Source organism: Streptomyces sp. NPDC059477 (assembly GCF_042749375.1).
Lineage (GTDB): Bacteria > Actinomycetota > Actinomycetes > Streptomycetales > Streptomycetaceae > Streptomyces.
Genome location: NZ_JBHYUG010000003.1, coordinates 41,867 through 60,967 on the forward strand (window position 1 = coordinate 41,867; position 19,101 = coordinate 60,967).

Consider the following 19,101-nt stretch of genomic DNA (forward strand, 5'->3'; position numbering starts at 1 on the left):
TGAGAACACGTGCCACTGACAATCCCCGCCGGGATTGTGTACTCACGATGGAATCGGGATGAACGCACGAAAACAGACACATGGGGACGAGCTGGACGGGATGCCGTCCGGCTCACCGGCCCACCGCGTACCCCTGCATCCCCCGCGGATTGGCGCCCGCCGACAGCACGCCGGTCTCCGGGTCCCGGGCGACCGCGCAGAGCCGTCCGGCGGACCAGGCGGGTTCGACCGTCACCTCGTGCCCCCGGCGGCGCAGTTCGGCGACGACCTCCGGTGACATCCGGGACTCGACGGTCACGCTGCCGGGGAGCGTGCCGCGCGGGTAGAAGGAGCTGGGGAAGCTGTCGTTGTGCCAGTTCGGGGCGTCGATGGCGCCCTGGAGGTCGAGTCCGCCGCGGACCGGGGGGCGCAGGGCGAGGGACAGGAAGAAGTGCAGCTGCCATTGGTCCTGCTGGTCCCCGCCGGGCGTACCGAAGGCCAGTACCGGGACGCCGTCGCGCAGGGCGAGGGACGGGGTGAGGGTGGTACGGGGGCGGCGGCCGGGCGTGAGGGTGTTGGGCAGGCCCTCTTCGAGCCAGGTCATCTGCAACCGGGTGCCGAGCGGAAATCCCAGTTCGGGGATGACCGGGTTGGACTGGAGCCAGCCGCCGCTGGGAGTGGCGGCGACCATGTTGCCCCAGCGGTCGACGACATCGAGGTGGCAGGTGTCGCCCCGGGTGAACCCGTCGGGGGAGACAGCGGGCTCGACCGGGGCGGGGCCCAGGGTCGGATCGCCCACCCCCATCGGGCTGGACCCCGGCCGGCCGGCCACGACCACCCCCGCCGCCCCGCTCGTCCGGGGCACCCGCCCACCCGGGCTTCCGGGCCGCAGCTCGAAGGACGCCTTGTCCCCCACCTGACCGCGCCGCCGCGCGTTGTACGTCTCCGACAGCAGCTCGGTCACCGGCACCTCGGCCGCGTCGCCGTACCACGCCTCCCGGTCGGCCATGGCGAGCTTGCAGCCCTCGATGAGGAGATGGACGTACTCCGCCGAGCCGTACGCGGGCAGTTCGGGCGGCAGCAGCGCGAGTTGCTGGAGCAGCGCCGGGCCCTGGCTCCAAGGGCCGGCCTTGCACAGGGTCCAGCCGTTCCAGTCGTACGTGACCGGCGCCTCGTAGCTCGCGGACCAGGCGGCGAGATCCTCGGCGGTGAGGGTGCCGGTGTGGCGCTCGCCGCTGGTGTCCAGGGTGGGCCGCGCGGACTGCCGTACCAGTGCCTCGGCGATGAAGCCGGACCGCCAGATCTCGCGGGCGGCCTCGATCTGGGCCTCCCGGCCGCTCGCGGCGCCGGATTCGGCGATCAGGCGCCGCCAGGTCGCGGCGAGCGCCGGATTGCGGAACAGCGCGCCGTGGCTCGGCGCCTCGCCGCCCGGCAGGTACACGTCCGCCGAGGAGGTCCACTCCGTCTCGAACAGTTCCCGTACGGACTCCACGGTCGCCCCGAGGCCCTCCACCGGCGGGTGCCCGTCCTCGGCGTACCCGATGGCGTATTTCAGCACCTCGGCGAGGGACTTGGTCCCGTGGTCGCGCAGCAGGAGCATCCAGGCGTCGAAGGCGCCGGGCACGGCGGCGGCGAGCGGGCCGGTGCCGGGGACCAGGTCGAGGCCGAGCCCCCGGTAGTGCGCGACGGTGGCGCCGGCCGGGGCCACGCCCTGACCGCACAGCACGCGCACCTCGCCGCCCACGGGCGCGAGCAGGATCGGCACCTCGCCCGCGGGCCCGTTCTGATGAGGCTCGACCACATGCAGCACGAAGGCGCCCGCCACCGCCGCGTCATAGGCGTTGCCGCCGTCCTCCAGCACGGCCATGGCCGACTGCGAGGCCAGCCAGTGTGTGGAGGAGACCATGCCGAAGGTGCCTTGGAGGGTGGGACGGGTGGTGAACATGCGGGCTCTCACCTCGTTGTCTCGGCCGCCGGAACGAAGCCGGTCGGCGGCGTTCAGGGACGCCTTCGGCGGCTGCCGCAGCAGGGTATCGATCGCCCTCCTGCCGCCGTTTGCCCGCCCCTTGTCAGCGGGGAGGCCTGCCCCCGAGGATCGGCATCCGCCGTCACCACCCCCGGCGCGCGTGCGCGGCACGGCCCGGCGGGGCGAGGGCAGGGGCCCGGAGCCGCTGGACGAGGGCGCGGCGCAGTTCCCGGTCCTCGTCCGTCTCCAGGGCCATGTCGAGTTGCACGATGTCGACTCCGGCCGCGCGGAGGGTGCCGATACGGGCGGCGACCGTGTCGAGGGAGCCGATGTAGGCGGCGGCCAGGGAGCGGGACACGTAGGCGGTGAGGGGGTGGTTGTCGGTGGTGGGGACGCGTTCGCGGTCGCGGTCGAGCTGGACCGCGGTGAGCCAGCGGGCCGTGTCCGGGCCGGAGGTGAGCCGGACGGCGTCGGCGCGGATGCGGCGGGCCCGGTCCTCGGCCTCCTCGTCGGTGCGGGCGGTGATCACGGTGACGTGGCGCCAGATCCGCAGCCGTCGGCCGTGGGCCGCCGCGGCGGTGTGCGCCAGCGCGATCCGGCGGCGGGTCACCGACAGGGGCGCGGGCGAGACGGCGTACACATCGGTGTGGCGGGCGGCGAGTTCGATGCCCTCGGGTGAGGAGCCGCCGAAGGAGAGCAGTTCGGCGCGCGGGCGGGGCAGCAGGCCCGAGCGGGCGCCGCGCACGGTGTAGAACTCGCCGTCGTGGTCGAAGTCCTCGCGGGCGCGCAGGGTCCGGCCGAACAGCTCCAGGTACTCCCCGGCGCGGCGGTAGCGGTCGGGCTTGGTGAGGGTGTCGCCGTCCCGGGCCACGTCGGCGTCGCTGGAGCCGACGATGACATGGGCCGCCGCCCGGCCGCCGGAGAGCCGGTCCAGGGTGGCCAGGGCGCGGGCGGACACGGTGGGCGCGGTGGTGCCGACCCGGTGGGCGACGGCGACGCGCAGCCTGCTGGTGGCCGCCAGCGCCCAGCAGGCCACCAGCCAGGGGTCGGGCCAGGAACTCGACTGCACCACGAGGGCGCTGTCCAGCCCGTCCTCCTCGTTCTCCCGGGCCGCGCGCGCCACGTACGCGGGGTCGGCGTCGCGCTCGCGCGGGTCGGGGGCGAAGCGCAGGGCCCGCCGTTCGTCGGGGGTGGCGCCCTGCGGGGGTGCGGCGCGGACGCCGCCGCGGATGTCGAGATCCCTGAACTCCATGATGGCGGGCTCCTGTTCGTCGGGGGTGTCCTCGGCCGCCGGGGGGTGGTCGGTCGGCCGAGGGGCCCGGTGCTGATCAGCACGGTGTGGGGGGTGGCCGCTGAAGGAGGGCCAGCGGTTGACCAACTGGCTGCGGGGCGGGGCGGGCTGCCGCGGCGGGACCGGCTGCTGATCAGCCGACCGCCGGGCGAGAAACCCGGTGCCGGTCGGCCAACCGCAGGCCAAGTGCTGGTCGGCCGACCGCCCGGCCGGGGCCGATCAGCCGACCCCGGGCCGAGAAACCCGGTGCTGATCAGCCCGCCGGGAAGAGGCCGGTCAGCCGGCCGCCGGGCCGAGTCGGGCCAGGGTGTCCAGGACCCGGGAACGGCTCACGAACACCTCGGGGGGCAGGGACACGTAGAGCTGGAGGGTGGTGACCCCGGGGCGGTGGTAGCGCAGGATGCGTTCGCGGCACTCCTCGGGGGAGCCGCTGATGAACAGGCCGTCCACGACCGTGTCGGGCAGTGCCTTCTGGGCTCCTTCGACATCGCCCTCGGCCCATTTGCGGTGCGACTCGCTCAGCAGGTCGCCGTGGCCCAGCCATTCGTGGAACTTGCGGTAGGGCTCCCGGTTGAGGATCCAGGCGAGGAACGGGCGGGTGGCGCGGTGCGCGTAGTCGGTGTCCTCGGTGGGACAGACGAACACCTTGACGACGAGTTCCTTGCCGGGCGGCTGCGGCCCCACCGCGTCCAGGATCTTCGGTACGTCCTCGGGGAAGAGGAGGTTGGTGATGGCGCCGTCGCCCTCGCGGAAGCCGAGGCGCAGCATGCCGGGGCGCAGGGCGCCCAGGATCACCTTGACCGGGTCGCGCGGCGGGTGGGGCAGCCGGTAGCCGGTGATGGAGAAGGTGTCGAAGTCGCCCGCGATGTGCTCGCCGCGCAGGGCCCGGGTGACGAACCGGAGTACGTCCCGGGTGCGTTTGTAGGGCTCGTCGAACGGGATGCCGTTGATGTCGGTGACATGCGCGGGCACCGACGCGCCGAGCCCCAGCAGCAGCCGGCCCGGGGCGAGCTGGGCGAGGGTCGCGGCGGTCTGGGCGAGGACGGCCGGGCCCCGGGTGTGCACCGGGACGATGCCGGTGGCGATCCGGAGTTTCGGCGACCAGGCGGCGACGGTGGCGAGCGGGGTGAAGGCGTCGGTGCCGCCGCCCTCGGCGCTCCAGACGTCGGTGTAGCCGAGGTCGGGCAGTCGCTCCACCAGGAAGCGGTGCCGGTCGATGGTCAGGCCGGGCAGCGGCAGGGTGACGCCCCACTTGGGCGGCAGACCGGGCGCGGGCGGCACGGACGCGGCGGACGGGACGGACTGCGAGAGGGTCATGGCGCCACCCGTACGGTCGTGAGGTCGAGGAACCAGGACTGCGGCTGGACGAAGCCCTGGACCTTCGGGGACAGGGCGCGCGGGTTGCTGTCGTTGACGACGAACAGCCAGGGCGCGTCCTCGGTGACCAGCTTCAGGGCCTCGGTGTAGTCGGCCTCGCGGGATTCCCGGTCGGTGGCCGCACCGGCGGCGGCGAGCAGCTTGTCCACTTCGGGGTTGCTGTAGTGGCCGGTCCAGAAGGTGCTGTCGGTGCCGATGAACAGCGGGAGCAGCGCCTCGGACTGGAAGAGGGTGGTGGACTGGGCGATGGCCTGCGAGTCGAGCGCGACCTCGCCCTTCGCCTCGGCGCCGATCAGGGTCGACCAGTCGGTGGTGCGGATCTCCACGTCGATGCCGATGGCGGCGAGGTCGCGTTGCACGGCCTCGGCGATCGGCACCGGGACCAGATTGCCGGAGCCGCCGGTGGGGACGGTCACGGAGGTGCTGAAGCCGTCGGGGTATCCGGCCTCGGCGAGGAGTCTGCGGGCCTCGGCGGGGTCGTGGTCGTAGGTGTCGTTGGCGGGGTCGTAGGCGAAGGTGCCGCGCGGGGCGGCCTGGTGGGCGGGTTCGGCGGTGCCGTGGAGCAGTTCCTCGGCGATGGCCTCGCGGTCGACGGCGTAGTTGGCGGCGCGGCGCACCAGGGGGTCGTCCCAGGGTTTCCGGGAGGTGTCGAGGATCCAGTACCAGAGGTGGTCGTAGCTGTTGGTGACGATGTTGACGCCGTCGTCCTTGAGGCTCGGGATGTCGTCGGGGTTCGGGTACTCGATCCAGTTGACGGAGCCGGAGCGCAGGGCGGCGGTGCGGGCGGCGGCGTCGGGCAGGGCCTTGATGACGAGCCGGTCCAGGGCGGGGGCGCCCCGCCAGTAGTCGTCGAAGCGGGCGAGTTCGATCTGTTCGCCCGCCTGCTGCTTCACGAACTTGAACGGGCCCGTGCCGACGGGGTGTTCGGAGAAGTTCTCGGTCCCGGTCTCGCGTACGGCGGTGGGGCTGGCGATGAGGACATGGGCGAGGTCTTGCGGGAAGTGCCCGTTGCGCTCGGCGGTGACCAGTTCGACGCGGTCGTCGGCGAGTTTGGTGTACTTCGTGATGCCGCCCGCGTATTCGCCGGCCGCGGCGCCGAGGGCGTCCGTGTAGTACGGGCTGTCCTCGTCGAGGTAGCGGTCGAGGTTGAAGACGACGGCGTCGGCGTCGAAGGCCGTGCCGTCCTGGAACTTCACTCCGTCACGGAGGGTGAAGGTCCAGGTCTTGCCGTCCTCGGCGACCTCCCAGGAGGTGGCGAGGGCGCCGGTGATCTCGGAGGGGCCGTCGGTCTTCGACAGGTCGTAGCGGGTGAGTCCCTCGTAGAGCTGGAAGCTGACCAGCCGCTTGCCCTCGTAGCCCGCGCCGCCGATGACGGTGTCGGGGTTGGGGAGTTTCCCGGTCGCGCCGATGACGAGGGTGCCGCCGTCCTGCGCGCCGCCCGCCGCGTCGTCGGCGCCGCCGCAGGCCGCGCCGGTCAGCAGCAGTGCGGCGGCCAGCGCGGCGGCCCGCAGGGCGGGGAAGAGGGTGCGGGGTCTCGGTGTTCGATGGTCCGGCGTGTCGCCGGTGGTGGGCCGGTGGTGCGTCATGGGTTCCTCGTGGTCGTTCTGGTCACTGGGTGGCGGGCGGGGTGTCGGCGGCGAGCAGGGCGCGCGTGTAGGAGTGGCGGGGGGTGTGCCAGAGGGCGTCGGGGGTGGCTTCCTCCACGACGCGGCCGTGGCGCAGGACGACGACCCGGTGGGCGAGTTGGCGTACGACGCCCAGGTCGTGGGAGATGAACAGCAGGGCCAGTCCGAGGCGCCGCTGGAGGCCGGTGAGCAGGTCGAGCACCTGGGCCTGGACGGTGGTGTCCAGGGCGGACGTCGGCTCGTCGCACACGATCAGGTCGGGGCCGGTGGCCAGGGCGCGGGCGACGGCGACGCGCTGGAGCTGTCCGCCGGACAGTTCGCGCGGACGGCGGCGGGCCAGGGCGGGATCGAGGCCGACCTTGTGGAAGAGGTCGGCGACGAGGGCCGGGCGCTCCGCGCGCGGGGTTCCGTGCACGCGCAGCGCGAAGGCGACGGCCTCGCCCGCGCGCAGCGCCGGGTTGAGGGAGCCGCGCGGGTGCTGCGGCACGAACTGGAGCCGGGCCCGCACCGGCCGCGCCGCCCGCCCGAAGAGCCGCCCGGGGTCGTGCCCGTCGAACCGTACGGTCCCGGAGTCGGGCGCGAGCAGCCCGAGCGCGAGCCGCGCCAGCGTGGACTTGCCGGACCCGGACTCCCCCACGAGAGCGACGGTCTCACCGGAGCCGACCCGCAGCGAGACACCGTCCACGGCCGGGGGGCCGGACCGGTACCTCTTGGTCACCGCGTCCAGGACGAGCAGGTCTCGGGTCATCGGGTAGCTCCTGGCAGCGGGGTCACCAGCGCGGCGGCGTGGGGGTGTTCGTGTGCGGGGGCGGCCAGTGAACGGGGGACGCCGACAGGGGCCGGGGGGCCGGGCCGGGCGCCCTCGGGCGGCCTGCCCGGGACGCGGAAGTCTCGGGTCACCACACACCTCCCGGCCGCGCCGCCACCGACACGGCGGCGCAAGGGCGCTCCGGGGTGGTCAGCAGGCGGTCCACCGTGGCCACCCCCCGAGGAGACCCCGTCCACAACCGGGCAGCCGGGCCGGGCGCTCCCGGCTGGCCTCTCCTGGACGAGGAAAGCCCGGGTCATCGCACACCTACCGGCCGCGCCGCCACCAACGCGGCACTCCGGGGATGTCAGCAACCGGGCGGCGGAGACCACCTCCGGAGAAACCCCGACCACAACCGGGCAGCCAGGCCAGGCGACCCCGGTCGACCTCCCCGGCACAAGGAAGGCTCCGGTCATCGCACACCTCCCGGCCGCGCCGCCACCAACGCGGCGGCGTACGGGTGTTCAGGGGTGGTCAGCACGCGGTCCGTGGGGCCGGTCGTCACGATGCGGCCGTGGCGCATCACGGCCACCCGGTGTCCGATCCGGCGGGCGGCGCCCAGGTCGTGGGTGACCAGGAGCAGGGCGATGCCTCGTTCGCCGAGCAGCCCGGCGAACAGGTCGAGCACCTGGGCGCGGACCAGGGCGTCGAGGGCCGTGGTGGGTTCGTCGGCGACCAGCAGGCCGGGGGCGCAGGCCAGGGCGAGCGCGACAGCGGCACGCTGGCGCTGTCCGCCGGAGAGCTGATGGGGGTGGCTGCGGGCGATCCGGTCGGGCGCGGTGAGGCCGACCGATTCCAGGAGGGCGGGTACGGCCTGCCGTGCGGCGCGTCTGCCGTCGGCGACGCGGTGGCGCAGCAGCACCTCGGCGACCTGGGCGCCGACGCGCCGCAACGGGTCGAGCGCGGTGTCCGGGTCCTGCGGGACGTATCCGACGCGCCGGCCGCGTACGGCCGTCAGGGCACGTTCGTCGAGGGTGAGCAGGTCGGTGCCGGACAGCCGGACGTGGCCGGTGACGCGGGCGGTGCGGCCGGGCAGGCCGAGGACGGTACGGGCCAGGGTCGACTTGCCGCTGCCCGACTCCCCCAGCACGACGAGGGCCTCACCGGGCGCCACGGTCAGGGAGACGCCGTCGACGGCCCGGACCTCGCCGCCGGGGCCCTGGTGGGTGACGGTCAGGTTCTCGACGTGGAGATGCTCGGTGGCGGGTCCTTGGAGAGGTACAGGTACGGGTGCGGTCATCGGCCCGCCCCCTCGCTCAGGAAGCCGCCGGAGGCGTCGGTGCCGTGCCGCAGGGCCTCGCCGAGCCAGTTGAAGACGACCGAGACGGCGAGGATCGTGACGGCGGGCAGGACGGCGACCTCGGGGTGGGTCAGCAGCGCGGGCCTCAACTCGTCGAGCATGGCGCCCCATTCGGCGGCGGGCGGCGGCACGCCCAGGCCGAGGAAGGACAGCCCGGCGGCGTAGACGACGGCCAGGCCGACCAGCGAGGAGGAGTAGACGAGGAGCACGGGCGTGATGACGGGGGCGACCTGCCGTACGGCGACGGTGAACGCGCCCGCGCCGCTGACCCGGGCCGCCTCCAGGAACTCGGCGGTCCGCACGCGCCGCGCCTCGGTGAAGGCGACGCGGGTCACCGCCGGGGTCAGCACCACGGACAGGGACACCACGGTGGCCGTCAGGCCGGGACGCATCACGGTGGCGACGACGATCGCCAGGAGCACGCCGGGGAAGGCGTACAGCACATCGAGGGTGCGCAGCAGCGCGTGTTCGGTGAACCGTCCGCCCAGTCCGGCGGCGATGCCGAGCAGACCGCCGAGGACGGTGGCGACGGCGACGGGCACCAGTCCCCCGGCCAGTGAGGGCCCGGCGGCCACGAGCAGCCGGCTGAGCACGTCCCGCCCCTGCGTGTCGGTCCCGAGCAGATGCCCGGGGCTCCCCGGCGGCAGCAGGCGCTCCCGCAGCTCACCCGCCCCCGGATCGGCCGGTGCGATCAACGGTCCCGCGACGGCGAGAAGGAGGAGCAGCGCGGCGAGGGCGGCGGGCACGAGGGTGCCGGGGGGTGGCAGGCGGCGGCGTGAGGGTGGCTTGCGCGGGGGTGGGGCGGGTTCCGCCGGGGGCGGCCCGGCGGACACCACCGGGGCGGGGCCCGGGCGAAGGTGCTGGCCTCGGTTCACAGGGTGCCTCGCAGGCGCGGGTCGATCAGGGCGTGGGCGGCGTCGACGAGGATGTTGACGCCGACGAAGGCGACGGCGACCAGCAGGACTCCGGCCTGGATCAGCGGCAGATCGCGGGCGGCGAGACCGTCGTACAGGAGGCGGCCCAGGCCCGGCCAGGCGAACAGCGTCTCGACGAAGACCACGCCCTCCAGCAGATACGCCAGTTGCAGCCCGCCGATGGTCAGCAGTGCCGGGGACGCGTTGTGGACGCAGTGCCGCAGGACCGCCGTACGGCTGAGCCCCCGTGCGCGCAGTCCGTCGGCGAGGTCGGAGTGCAGTACGTCGGACAGGGCCGCTCCGAAGACCCGTGCCGTCAGTCCGAGCGGGACCAGCGCCGCGGCGACGGCCGGCAGGACCAGATGGTGGAGCCGGTCGGCCGTGCCACCGCCCGTGAAGAGATCCTCCGTGCCGCCGGCCGGGAACCAGCGCAGCCCGACCGCGAAGACCGCGATGAGCAGCAGGGCCACCGAGTACTGCGGCGCCGACACCGCGAGGGTGCTCAGCGCGCGGGACACCCGGGCGCGGGCGCCCCGGGGCCGGGTCGCGCCGAGGGCGCCCAGCAGCGTGCCCCCCGTGAGCACCAGCAGGAACGCCGCCCCGGCGAGCGTCAGGGTCTGGGACAGGGCGGGCAGCAGGACGTCCGTGACCGGGCGCTGGGCGGAGATGGAGACACCGAGGTCGCCCTGGACGGCGTACCACAGCCAGTGCGCGTACCGGACGGGCAGCGGCTCGCCGAGGCCGAGGCGCTCGGTGAGGCGGTCGCGTGCCTCGGCGGGGGCGCCGGGGCCGAGCAGCGCGGTGACCGGGTCGCCGGGGACGAGGGCGATGGAGGCGAACACGACGACGGTGACGCCGAGGAGGGTGGGCACGGCGTAGAGCAGGCGCCGGGCCAGATACCGCCTCATCCGCGCGCCCCGCGGAACACGGAGCCGGTGCCTCCGGTGGGCGGGCGGGGCGGGGCGGCCGTCATGCGGGGTCCAGCCTTTCAGGGTTTCGGGGGTGTGGCGGATGGAGGGCGGGGTCCTGCACGGGTGGGTGCGAGGTGGTGGGCCCGTTCCGCGGGCCGGGCCCACGGCGTCCGCGCCGGGCTTCGTCCGCCGGGTCCGCCGGGCCTCTCGTCCGGGTGACGGGGCGTCGGCGATGGGCGGCGGCGCACGTCACCGAGGTCGCGGTCACCGTGTCCCGAAGCGTGCGTGCTCCCGGTACGCCACAGCCAGCCAGGCGTTGATGCTGATACCCCTGGTCATAGGATCCGTAGTACGGAACACACGATTCCGTCGTGTGCGCGTGATCCGGCCCTTGTTGACCCCCGTTGAGCGGCCGAATTACGCTCTTGTCATGTCTCATCGGCGAACCGACTTCACTCTGTTCGGTATCGGCGGCTCGTGGCACCGCAGAACCTTCGACGAGTTCTGTCGCGGCGGCGCCGGGCGCTGATCCCGCGGTACGTCCTTCCGCGCGCGCCCCTTCCCAGCCCCCTGCCTCCGCACCCACCAGCAGCCACCGCCGAGGGGACCCCTGTGAAGCCGTACCGCCGCGCCCGCCGCGCCCGCCGCTTCGAGACGCCGGGCAGCGCCCGGTGACCGCGCTCACCGCCGCGGCCAGACCGCGCCCCCGCCGGGCCGGACAGGCGGAGATCGACAACCCGCTCGACCTGATCGCCGCCCATCAACTGCTCACCGAGCAGGCCGACCCGGCCGGCCGCACCGGCCCCGAGGGCCGCTCCGCCGGGCAGGTCCGCCGCGCGTGGGCCCCCAGTGGCTGCGACTGCGGCCATCCCACCTGCACGGGCCCCGGCGACCATGCCTGCGACGCGCTGACCAGGGTGTTCCTCGCCGGGCGCCATCCGGTGGCCAGCGCGGGGCTGCGCAGTGTGCTCAACACCGACCCGGGCACCGCCGTGGTCGGCAGCTCCGGGGACTTCGCCCGGCTGCCGGACGCGCTGCGCCGGGTGCGGCCCGACGTCGTCCTGCTGGGCGGTGGTGGCACGCTCGCGGAGGATCTCGCCCTGGTCGCCCGGCTGCGCGCCCCCGACGTGGTACCCGACGCCCGGGTCCTGCTGCTGCGCCGGGCGGAGAGCACCGCCGAGGCCAGCCGCATCCTGCTCGCCGGGGCGAGCGGCTGTTTCCCGCTGGATCTGGCGGAGGAGGGGATCATCACGGCGGTGGGGGTCGCCGGGGCGGGCGGCTCGGTGTTCCTGCCGGCCCCGCCACCGGTCCGGCTCCCCGCACCGGCCCCGGCCCACGACACCGCCGAACCGCTGCCGCAGCACTGCGGGCTCACCGACCGGGAGCGCCAGGTGCTGGCCCAGCTGGGGCGCGGGCTGAGCAACGCCGAGATAGGGCGTGAACTGGCCCTGGCGGAGGCCACGGTGAAGAAACACCTCACCAACGCCATGCGCAAGATCGGCCAGTCGGACCGGTTGCGGGCCGCGCTCTACGCCCACCGGCACGGGCTGGCCGGCTGAGCCGGGCCACCGGACAACACGCGGCCTGCGGACGGGTGCTGTCGCCATGCGGGCCTATGGACAGACGCGTCCCGCTCGGGCTCCCAGGGCGACCTTCGGAGCATGTCCCGGGCGCCGATGGTCGCCGTCGGCGGCGCCTTTCGGGGCTTCTGGGCGGTGCTCCGCGCTTCGTAGCGTTGCCCGACAACAACAGCCACCCCCCACGTGGCCACCGCGCACACGAAGGAGTCCCGAGATGAGCGATGCGCCCGCAGGAGGCATCGCACGCACCGGTTCCGGCCCGGTCGCGGCGGCGCACGACGGCGCCGGGACCGCGGAGCCCGGACGTCGCGTCACCGCCGTACTGCGCCCTCCGCAGTCGCCGCCCGGCCCGGCGGACGCCGCCGATCCCCTGCGCAACACCTACCGGAGCATGCCGGAGGCCGAGCGGTCGGCACTGTGGCGGCAGCGGCTGCACGAGGCCGAGTCGGGCCTGACCCGGCTGCTGGCCTCGCGGTACGACTCCGCCAACCTCGCCGGCTGGTTCACCCTCCAGGCCGAGATCTTCGCCGACCTCCCGAACCCGGCCGACGCGGGCGCCGCCGACTGGCAGCGTGTCTTCTTCCGCGGTCAGGCCCTGATGGAACGTTTCCTCGTCACCCGCTACGGGGAGCAGTCGCTGATCGCCTGGGCGCGGGCCATCGCCGAGGTGCACCGCGATGTCGAGCCCGACCACGGCCGGGGCGCCGCCGACCCGGTCCACCGCATCGCCCGCCAGGCCGAACTCTATGGATCCGACTACGAGTTCGACGACGACATCGGGACCGACGGCGCCACCCGGGCGGCCCTGACCATCACCCACTGCGCGATCTGGGACTACCGCGAGCGGGCCCGCCGCTCCGGCGTCCGGCTCACCCTCGCCTCGCCGTGCACGTACTGCACCAAGGCACTCTCCGCGAACATCCGCGCCAAGGGCTACGAGCCGGCGTACGACCTGCGCACCGGGCCCACCGGGCACGGCTGTCGCTGGGAGGTCACCGCGGGCACCGACACCGCCGCCGGTGCCTGTGCGGGTGCCGGTGCCGGTGCGGGTGCCGATGCCGGTGCCGATGCCGGTGCGGATGCCGATGTCGGTGCCGGACCCACCGGCCCCACCGGCCCTACCGGCCCCACCCGCCCCGACGAGACCACCGACCCCACCGACGACACCGACGACACCCCCCGGGAGCAGTGATGTGCGGCGTCACCGGATGGATCGACTGGGACGCCGACCTGCGGACGCAGGGCCGTACCGTCTCCGCGATGACCGAGACCCTCGCCTGCCGCGGCCCCGACGCGGCCGGCACCTGGCTCTCGCGGCACGCCGCGCTGGGCCACCGGCGGCTGTCCGTGATCGACCTGGACGGCGGGGCCCAGCCCACCGCCGACGGACCCTCACCCGGTGCCGACCGGCCGCAGTCCGTGCTGGTCTACAACGGCGAGCTGTACAACCACGTCGAGCTGCGCCGGGAGCTGGAGGCGCGCGGCCATGCCTTCCGCAGCCGCTCCGACACGGAGGTGGTGCTGCGGGCGCATCTGGAGTGGGGCGCGGAGGCGCCCCGGCGGTTCAACGGCATCTTCGCCTACGCCCTGTGGGACGGCCACCGCGAGGAACTCCTCCTGGTCCGCGACCACTTGGGCATCAAGCCGCTGTACTGGCACGCGCACGCCACCGGCGTCCTGTTCGGCTCCGAGCCCAAGGCAGTCCTCGCCAACCCGCGCTTCCGCGCCGAGCTGGACGCCGAGGGGATCGCGGAGCTGTTCGCGCTGCCCGCCGCGCCGACCGCCGGGCACGGGCTGTTCCGGGGACTGCGCGAGGTGCGCCCCGGGCATCTGGTCCGGGTCGGCCGGAGCGCGACCCGCGAGACGCGGTACTGGGAGCTGGTCTCCCGGCCGCACACCGACGACGGACCCACGACCCGGCACCGGGTGCGGGAGCTGCTCGCCGACGCGGTGGAACGCCAGTTGATGAGCGACGTACCGCTGTGCACGCTGCTGTCCGGCGGGGTCGACTCCAGCGCCATCACCGCGCTCGCCGCCCTCGCCCGGGAGCGGTCGGGGCAGGGCAAGGTGAGCAGCTTCTCCGTGGACTTCCCCGGCAGCGCCGACCGGGCCCCGGACGACTGGCGCACCGGCGCCGACGCCCCGTTCGTGGCGGCGGCGGCCGGGCACATCGGCACCCTGCACACCTCGGTCCTCATCCCCGACGACGATCTGCTCGACGCCCGGCAGGCCGTGCTGCGGGCCCGCGACCGGCCGGGCTGGGGGGAGATGGACGCCTCGCTGCATCTGCTGTTCCGGGAGGTGCGGCGGCGCTCCACGGTCGCCCTGTCCGGCGAGGCCGCCGACGAGGTGTTCGGCGGTTACCCCTACTTCCACGACCCGGCCGCCGTGGCCGCCGACACCTTCCCCTGGCTGCACGGCCGGACCACGCCCGCCGCGCTGCTGCGGCCCGAGGTGCGCGCCGAGGTCCGGCCCGAGGAGTACACCGCCGAGCAGTACCGGGCCTCGCTGGCGGGCACGCCCGCGCTGGCCGGGGAGACGGGCGCGGACCGGCGGGTGCGGGAGCTGTTCCATCTCGCGCTGACCCGCTGGCTGCCGCCGCTCCTGGAACGGGTCGACCGGGTCAGCATGTCGGTGGGGCTGGAGGTGCGGGTGCCGTTCTGCGACCACCGTCTGGTCGAGTACGCGTGGAACGTGCCCTGGGCGCTGAAGGCACCCGAGGGCCGCCCCAAGGGGCTGCTGCGGGACGCCGTACGCGATCTGCTGCCCGCGCAGGTGGCCGACCGGCCCAAGAGCGGCTATCCGTCGACGCCCGCCGTGCGCTACACCGAGGTGCTCACCGCGCGCGCCCGCGAACTCCTCGCCGACCCGGCGGCCCCGGTCTTCGACCTCGTCGACCGGGACGTCGTCCGCACGGCACTCGCCGAGGGCCGCCCCCTGCCCAGCCCGCGCACCGCGCCCAACCCGGTCGGCGGACTGGACCATCTCGTACAGGTCGACGAGTGGCTGCGCGCCTACCGCGTGGGGCTGCGATGAGCGCCCGCGCGGGTACGGCGGCGGGGGTGGAATCCCGTACGACGACGGGCGCGGAGCCCTGTACGACGGTCGGCGCGGAATCCCGTACGACGACGGGCGCGGACTCCCGTACAGCGGTGGGCGCGGACTCCCGTACAGCGGCAGGCGTGGAGCCCGGTGGACGTCGGCCGCCCTCGCTCGGGCCCCGGGCCGGTGGCACGGTGTCCGACGCGTTCCGGGCCGCCGCGCGAGGCTGGACCACCGGGGTGGCGGTGGTGACCGCGCGGCACGGGGAGGAGGTGTTCGCCAAGACCGTCTCCTCGCTGTGCACGCTGTCGATGGATCCGCTGCTGGTCAGCGTGGCGGTCAGCGCCCGCAGTCCGCTGGCGGCGGCGGTCCGGGCCGACGGGCGGTACGCGGTGGCGGTGCTCGCCGGTCATCAGGAGCCGCTCGCCCGGCACTTCGCCGCGCCGGGCGCGGGCCGGGCGCTCAGCGCCTTCACCGTGGCCCCGATGCGGACGGAGACGACCGGGGCGCCCGTGCTGGAGGACTGTCTCGCGTGGTTCGACTGCCGACTGCACACCGTGCTGCCCGGCGGTGACCACGCCCTGCTGGTCGGCCGGGTCGCCGCCGCCGACGCGGGCACCGGCGAGCCGCTGGTCTACCACCACGGCGCCTACCGCTCCCTCGCCCCACCACCGCCCCCACCACCCACGCACCTACCTTCCACCGGAGCCTGACATGACCCTGCTGGACACCACCGGCACCGGCCGGGGGCTGCTCGACGGCGACCGCTACCGGGCGGAGCTGGACGACGGCCGCGAGCTGTATCTGGACGGCGCCCGGATCACCGACCCCGCCGGGCACCCCGCGTTCAAGCCCGCCGTCGACGCGCTCGCCGCCCAGCTCGACCTCCAGGACGACCCGGACCACCGGGAACTGCTCACCTACAAGGACCCCGAGAGCGGGCTGCGGCTCGCCCGCGCCTATCAGCCGCCGCGCACCCTGGAGGAGCTGCGGCTCCAGCGGCGCAGCGCCGAGTTCTGGCACGCGGAGTCGCTGGGCCAGCACGGGCGTTCGCCCGCGTTCATGGCGTCGATCGCGGTCGGTGTGTACGACTTCCGCAACCGGCTGGAGGCCGCCCGCCCCGGCTTCGGCGCCAACGCGGAGGCGTGGTACCGGTACTGCGCCACCAACGACCTCGTCCTGTCGCACGCGCTGGGCGACCCGCAGATCGACCGCTCCGCCGACCCGGTCGACGACCCCGACCTTGCGCTGCGGGTGCTGGCGGAACGGGACGACGGGATCGTGGTGCGCGGCGCCAAGCAGCTCACCACGCTGGCGCCGCTCGCCCACGAGGTGCTGGTGTATCTGTCGGCGTCGTTCACCCAGGGCCGCGGCGAGCAGTTCGTGGTGTGGTTCGCGCTGCCGCTGAACGCCCCCGGCCTGGTGACCCTGTGCCGCGAGCCGCTCGGCGCCGAACCCTGGGGGCACGCGCACCCGCTGGGGGCGCGCTACGACGAGCAGGACGCGATGCTGTTCTTCGACGACGTGTTCGTGCCGTGGGACCGGGTGTTCCTGCTGCGGGACGCGGGCCTGGCCCGGACCGGACTGGGACGGATCAACGCCTGGTCGGCGTACATCGGCCATGTCCGCTACCGGGAGCGGCTGCGCACCCTGCTGGGCACGGCGACGCTGGTCGCGGAGAGCATCGGCGTCGACGGGTTCCGCAACATCCAGGAGGACCTGGGCCGGCTGGCGTCCTACGCGGAGCTGACGGAGCTGTTCCTGGACGCCGCCGAGGCGCGGGCGCGGGTCACCGACGGCGGGCTGCTGGCCCCCGGCGACACCGCGGCCAGCCGGGTGTGGTCGGCCGAGGTCGCCGACGGGGCGGTGGACGTGCTGCGCCGCATCGGGGCGTCCGGGCTGCTGATGCAGCCCACCGCGAACGACCTCGCGCATCCCCGGCTACGGCCCCTCCTGGACCGGTACATGCGCGGGCGCGGCATCGACGCCGAGCGCAAGTCCCGGCTGCTGCGGCTGGCCTGGGAGCTGACCGGCGACGGCTTCGGCCAGCGCCAGCACCTGTACGAGGTGGTGCACCGCGGGGACCTGGCCCGCAACCGGATCAACCTGTTCAAGCGGTACGACCAGAGCGACGTGCGGCGGCGTCTGGAGACGCTGATCGAGACACCGGCGTCCGACGGCACCCCGCCCCCTCCACCCCTCCCGGTGGACCCCGGCACCCCCGCCCCCCACCGCGCGTCCGGCGCGCACGAACCGCAGGAGACCCGCCCGTGACCCTCTCCCGGACCGAGACGCAGGCCCGGATCCTCGGTGGATACGACGACGCCAGCAGGCTGCGGCAGGTGCACGACCGTGACTGGGTACTGGGCCGGGTGACCGGTGAGCCCGAGGTGCTGGTCGATCTCGGCAGCGGCATAGGCCAGTTGCTGGAAGCGGCCCTCGAACGGCTGCCGTCGCTGCGGCTGGCCGTCGGGCTCGAACGCTCCGAGCACCGGATCGCGGAGGCCACCGAACGGCTGCGCCCGGCCGGGGCGCGGGTCGTCCTGCACCGCGCCGACCTCACCGCGCCCGCCCCGCTGCCGCACCGCGCGGACGTGGTGACGATGACCTCGGTGCTGCACTGGCTGTACCCGGTGGAGCACCGGGTGCTGGAGTGGGTGCGCACCCATCTGCGGCCCGACGGCGCCTTCCTGCTGACGACCTATCACCCCTACGCCGACCGGCACGGACTGGGCGGCGAGGACGACATCGTCCGGGACGCCCTCGCGGACCTCGGGGTGCCCCGGCAGACGGTGCCGGGGCTGCTGGGCGATCACGGCGTGCTGCCGATCGCCACCCGGACCCGGCCGGTGCCCGAACTGGCGCTGCTGCTGGAGGAGTTCTTCCAGATCGAGGAGTACTGGGAGCGCGAGGCGGTCGTCACCGTCCGGGACGCCGCCCAGTACGAGCACTTCCACGCGGCGACCTTCGGCGACTACTACGCGGCGGCCCTGCCCGCCCGGGACCGGGCCGGGTTCTATCGCGCCGTCGGCCGCGCCGCCTGGAACCGCCAGCAGGAGCACGGCCGGGTGAGCGCGATGCCGGTACGCCTGTGGAAGCTCACCCCGCGCGGCGCGGGCGGCGCCTAGGGTGAAAGGTGCCGGGCCCTCACCGCCGTAAGGGCCCGGCGCCCGGCCCACACCCGCACCCCACCCGCACACTCGCACCACACCCGCACACTCACACCGCACCGCACCGCACCGCACCGCACCGCACCGCACCGCACCGCACCGCACTCACACCACACCGCCTCCGTCCCACCCGCGCCCCATCCCCGCACGCACGCCGAGGAGCCCCTCCCATGTCCACCACCGCACCCGGCCCGAGCCAGGAACTCGGGGCCTTTCTGCGTGCCCATCGCGAGCTGCTGAAACCGGCCGACGTGGGTCTGATGGCGACCCCCCGGCGGCGCACCCCGGGGCTGCGCCGCGAGGAGGTGGCCTCGCTGTCGGGGGTCGGGCTGGCCTGGTACACCTGGCTGGAGCAGGGCCGGGTCACCGCCTCCCGGCAGGTGCTCACGTCGGTGGCGCGGGCGCTGCGGCTGGACGCGGCCGGGCTGCGGCACGCGATGCGGCTGGCCGGCTACCACGAACCGGCGTCCCCGGCCGACGCCTCGCAGGGGCTGGCCGCCACCGTGCGGCCGGTGCTGGACTCCTGGCCGGCCAGCCCGGCCGTGCTGCTGGACCGGCACTTCGACCTGCTGGCCTGGAACGCCGCGTGGACGGCGCTGTGGGGCAGCCCGGAGGCGGTCCCGGCCGACCGGCGCAATCTGATGTGGCTGATGGTGGCCGACCAGCGGCTGCGCACGGTGCTGCACGAGTGGGAGCCGCTGGCGATGAACATCTTCCAGCACTTCCGCGCGCAGGCCGGGCCCGCGCTGGCCGATCCGCGCACCGGCGAGCTGTACGAGCGGCTGGCGCAGGACGCGCCGGAGCTGAGCCACTGGTGGGGCTGCCACTCGGTGGCGGAGCTGACGGCCCGTTCGGTGACGGTCCAGCCGCCCGGGGGCGCGCCGACCGCGCTGTCCCTGTCGTCGTTCCATCCGGTGGACGACCCGTCGGCGCTGGTGCTGCTGTTCACACCGCTCACCGAGCAGGACCGGGAGCGGATGGCCGAGCTGTGCCGACGTCCGCTGCGGGCGGTACCGCAGGACGCGGAGGAGCGGGGGGCGGCGGTGGTAGCCGGCGGTGAGGCCGAGCGGAGACCAGCGCGCCGGCAAGAGCGGGACGACGGGGGGCCGCGGCCGCCCCGGCGCCCGGCCCGGGGTCT

Annotated in this window: 15 protein-coding genes; 7 read left to right on the forward strand and 8 right to left on the reverse strand. The window is 74.7% G+C overall.

Features of this window, described 5'->3' with window-relative positions; all coding sequences use genetic code 11:
- Positions 1 to 112: 112 nt before the first annotated feature.
- The 8 genes from ACFXAZ_RS02205 to ACFXAZ_RS02240 all read right to left on the reverse strand — a co-directional run bounded on the left by ACFXAZ_RS02205 (position 113) and on the right by ACFXAZ_RS02240 (position 10,168).
- Positions 113 to 1,924: a gamma-glutamyltransferase family protein gene (locus ACFXAZ_RS02205; protein WP_384583714.1), complete on the reverse strand. Its 1,812-nt coding sequence runs from the start codon at positions 1,922 to 1,924 to the stop codon at positions 113 to 115.
- A gap of 163 nt (positions 1,925 to 2,087) precedes the next feature.
- Complete coding sequence (locus ACFXAZ_RS02210) at positions 2,088 to 3,197, reverse strand: LLM class flavin-dependent oxidoreductase (RefSeq protein ID WP_384583717.1); 1,110 nt, start codon at positions 3,195 to 3,197, stop codon at positions 2,088 to 2,090.
- Between the two features lie 315 nt (positions 3,198 to 3,512).
- Entirely contained in the window at positions 3,513 to 4,553 is a 1,041-nt protein-coding gene (locus ACFXAZ_RS02215; RefSeq protein WP_384583720.1) for an LLM class F420-dependent oxidoreductase, read from the reverse strand.
- Positions 4,550 to 6,199 (reverse strand): ABC transporter substrate-binding protein, encoded by a 1,650-nt coding sequence (locus tag ACFXAZ_RS02220; RefSeq protein ID WP_384583723.1) that lies wholly within the window; start codon positions 6,197 to 6,199, stop codon positions 4,550 to 4,552. The genes ACFXAZ_RS02215 and ACFXAZ_RS02220 overlap by 4 nt, the downstream gene beginning before the upstream one ends.
- Before the next feature lie 22 nt (positions 6,200 to 6,221).
- On the reverse strand, positions 6,222 to 6,986 hold the full coding sequence (locus ACFXAZ_RS02225; protein ID WP_384583726.1) for an ABC transporter ATP-binding protein: 765 nt from the start codon (positions 6,984 to 6,986) through the stop codon (positions 6,222 to 6,224).
- Between the two features lie 472 nt (positions 6,987 to 7,458).
- Positions 7,459 to 8,286, reverse strand: a complete 828-nt coding sequence (locus ACFXAZ_RS02230) for an ABC transporter ATP-binding protein (protein ID WP_384583729.1) — start codon at positions 8,284 to 8,286, stop codon at positions 7,459 to 7,461.
- Entirely contained in the window at positions 8,283 to 9,092 is an 810-nt protein-coding gene (locus tag ACFXAZ_RS02235) for an ABC transporter permease (RefSeq protein ID WP_384583732.1), read from the reverse strand. Before ACFXAZ_RS02235 ends, ACFXAZ_RS02230 begins: the two co-directional genes overlap by 4 nt.
- A gap of 125 nt (positions 9,093 to 9,217) precedes the next feature.
- The gene (locus ACFXAZ_RS02240; RefSeq protein ID WP_384583735.1) at positions 9,218 to 10,168 is read right to left on the reverse strand and encodes an ABC transporter permease; all 951 of its coding nucleotides are present in this window, start codon (positions 10,166 to 10,168) and stop codon (positions 9,218 to 9,220) included.
- A gap of 674 nt (positions 10,169 to 10,842) precedes the next feature.
- Between ACFXAZ_RS02240 and ACFXAZ_RS02245 the strand changes: the two genes are divergently transcribed.
- The 7 genes from ACFXAZ_RS02245 to ACFXAZ_RS02275 all read left to right on the forward strand — a co-directional run.
- Complete coding sequence (locus ACFXAZ_RS02245; RefSeq protein WP_384583738.1) at positions 10,843 to 11,730, forward strand: LuxR C-terminal-related transcriptional regulator; 888 nt, start codon at positions 10,843 to 10,845, stop codon at positions 11,728 to 11,730.
- Positions 11,731 to 11,965: 235 nt separating this feature from the next.
- Complete coding sequence (locus ACFXAZ_RS02250; RefSeq protein WP_384583741.1) at positions 11,966 to 12,943, forward strand: hypothetical protein; 978 nt, start codon at positions 11,966 to 11,968, stop codon at positions 12,941 to 12,943.
- Entirely contained in the window at positions 12,943 to 14,787 is a 1,845-nt protein-coding gene (asnB, locus tag ACFXAZ_RS02255; RefSeq protein WP_384583744.1) for an asparagine synthase (glutamine-hydrolyzing), read from the forward strand. The genes ACFXAZ_RS02250 and asnB overlap by 1 nt, the downstream gene beginning before the upstream one ends.
- Positions 14,784 to 15,506 carry a flavin reductase family protein gene (locus ACFXAZ_RS02260; RefSeq protein WP_384583747.1) on the forward strand — a complete coding sequence of 241 codons (723 nt, stop codon included), beginning with the start codon at positions 14,784 to 14,786 and terminating at the stop codon, positions 15,504 to 15,506. The genes asnB and ACFXAZ_RS02260 overlap by 4 nt, the downstream gene beginning before the upstream one ends.
- A 1-nt stretch (position 15,507) precedes the next feature.
- On the forward strand, positions 15,508 to 17,067 hold the full coding sequence (locus tag ACFXAZ_RS02265; RefSeq protein WP_384583749.1) for a 4-hydroxyphenylacetate 3-hydroxylase family protein: 1,560 nt from the start codon (positions 15,508 to 15,510) through the stop codon (positions 17,065 to 17,067).
- On the forward strand, positions 17,064 to 17,921 hold the full coding sequence (locus tag ACFXAZ_RS02270; protein ID WP_384583752.1) for a class I SAM-dependent methyltransferase: 858 nt from the start codon (positions 17,064 to 17,066) through the stop codon (positions 17,919 to 17,921). Before ACFXAZ_RS02265 ends, ACFXAZ_RS02270 begins: the two co-directional genes overlap by 4 nt.
- 212 nt (positions 17,922 to 18,133) lie before the next feature.
- Positions 18,134 to 19,101, forward strand: a 968-nt coding sequence (locus ACFXAZ_RS02275) for a helix-turn-helix domain-containing protein (RefSeq protein WP_384583755.1), incomplete at its 3' end; no start/stop codon positions are given.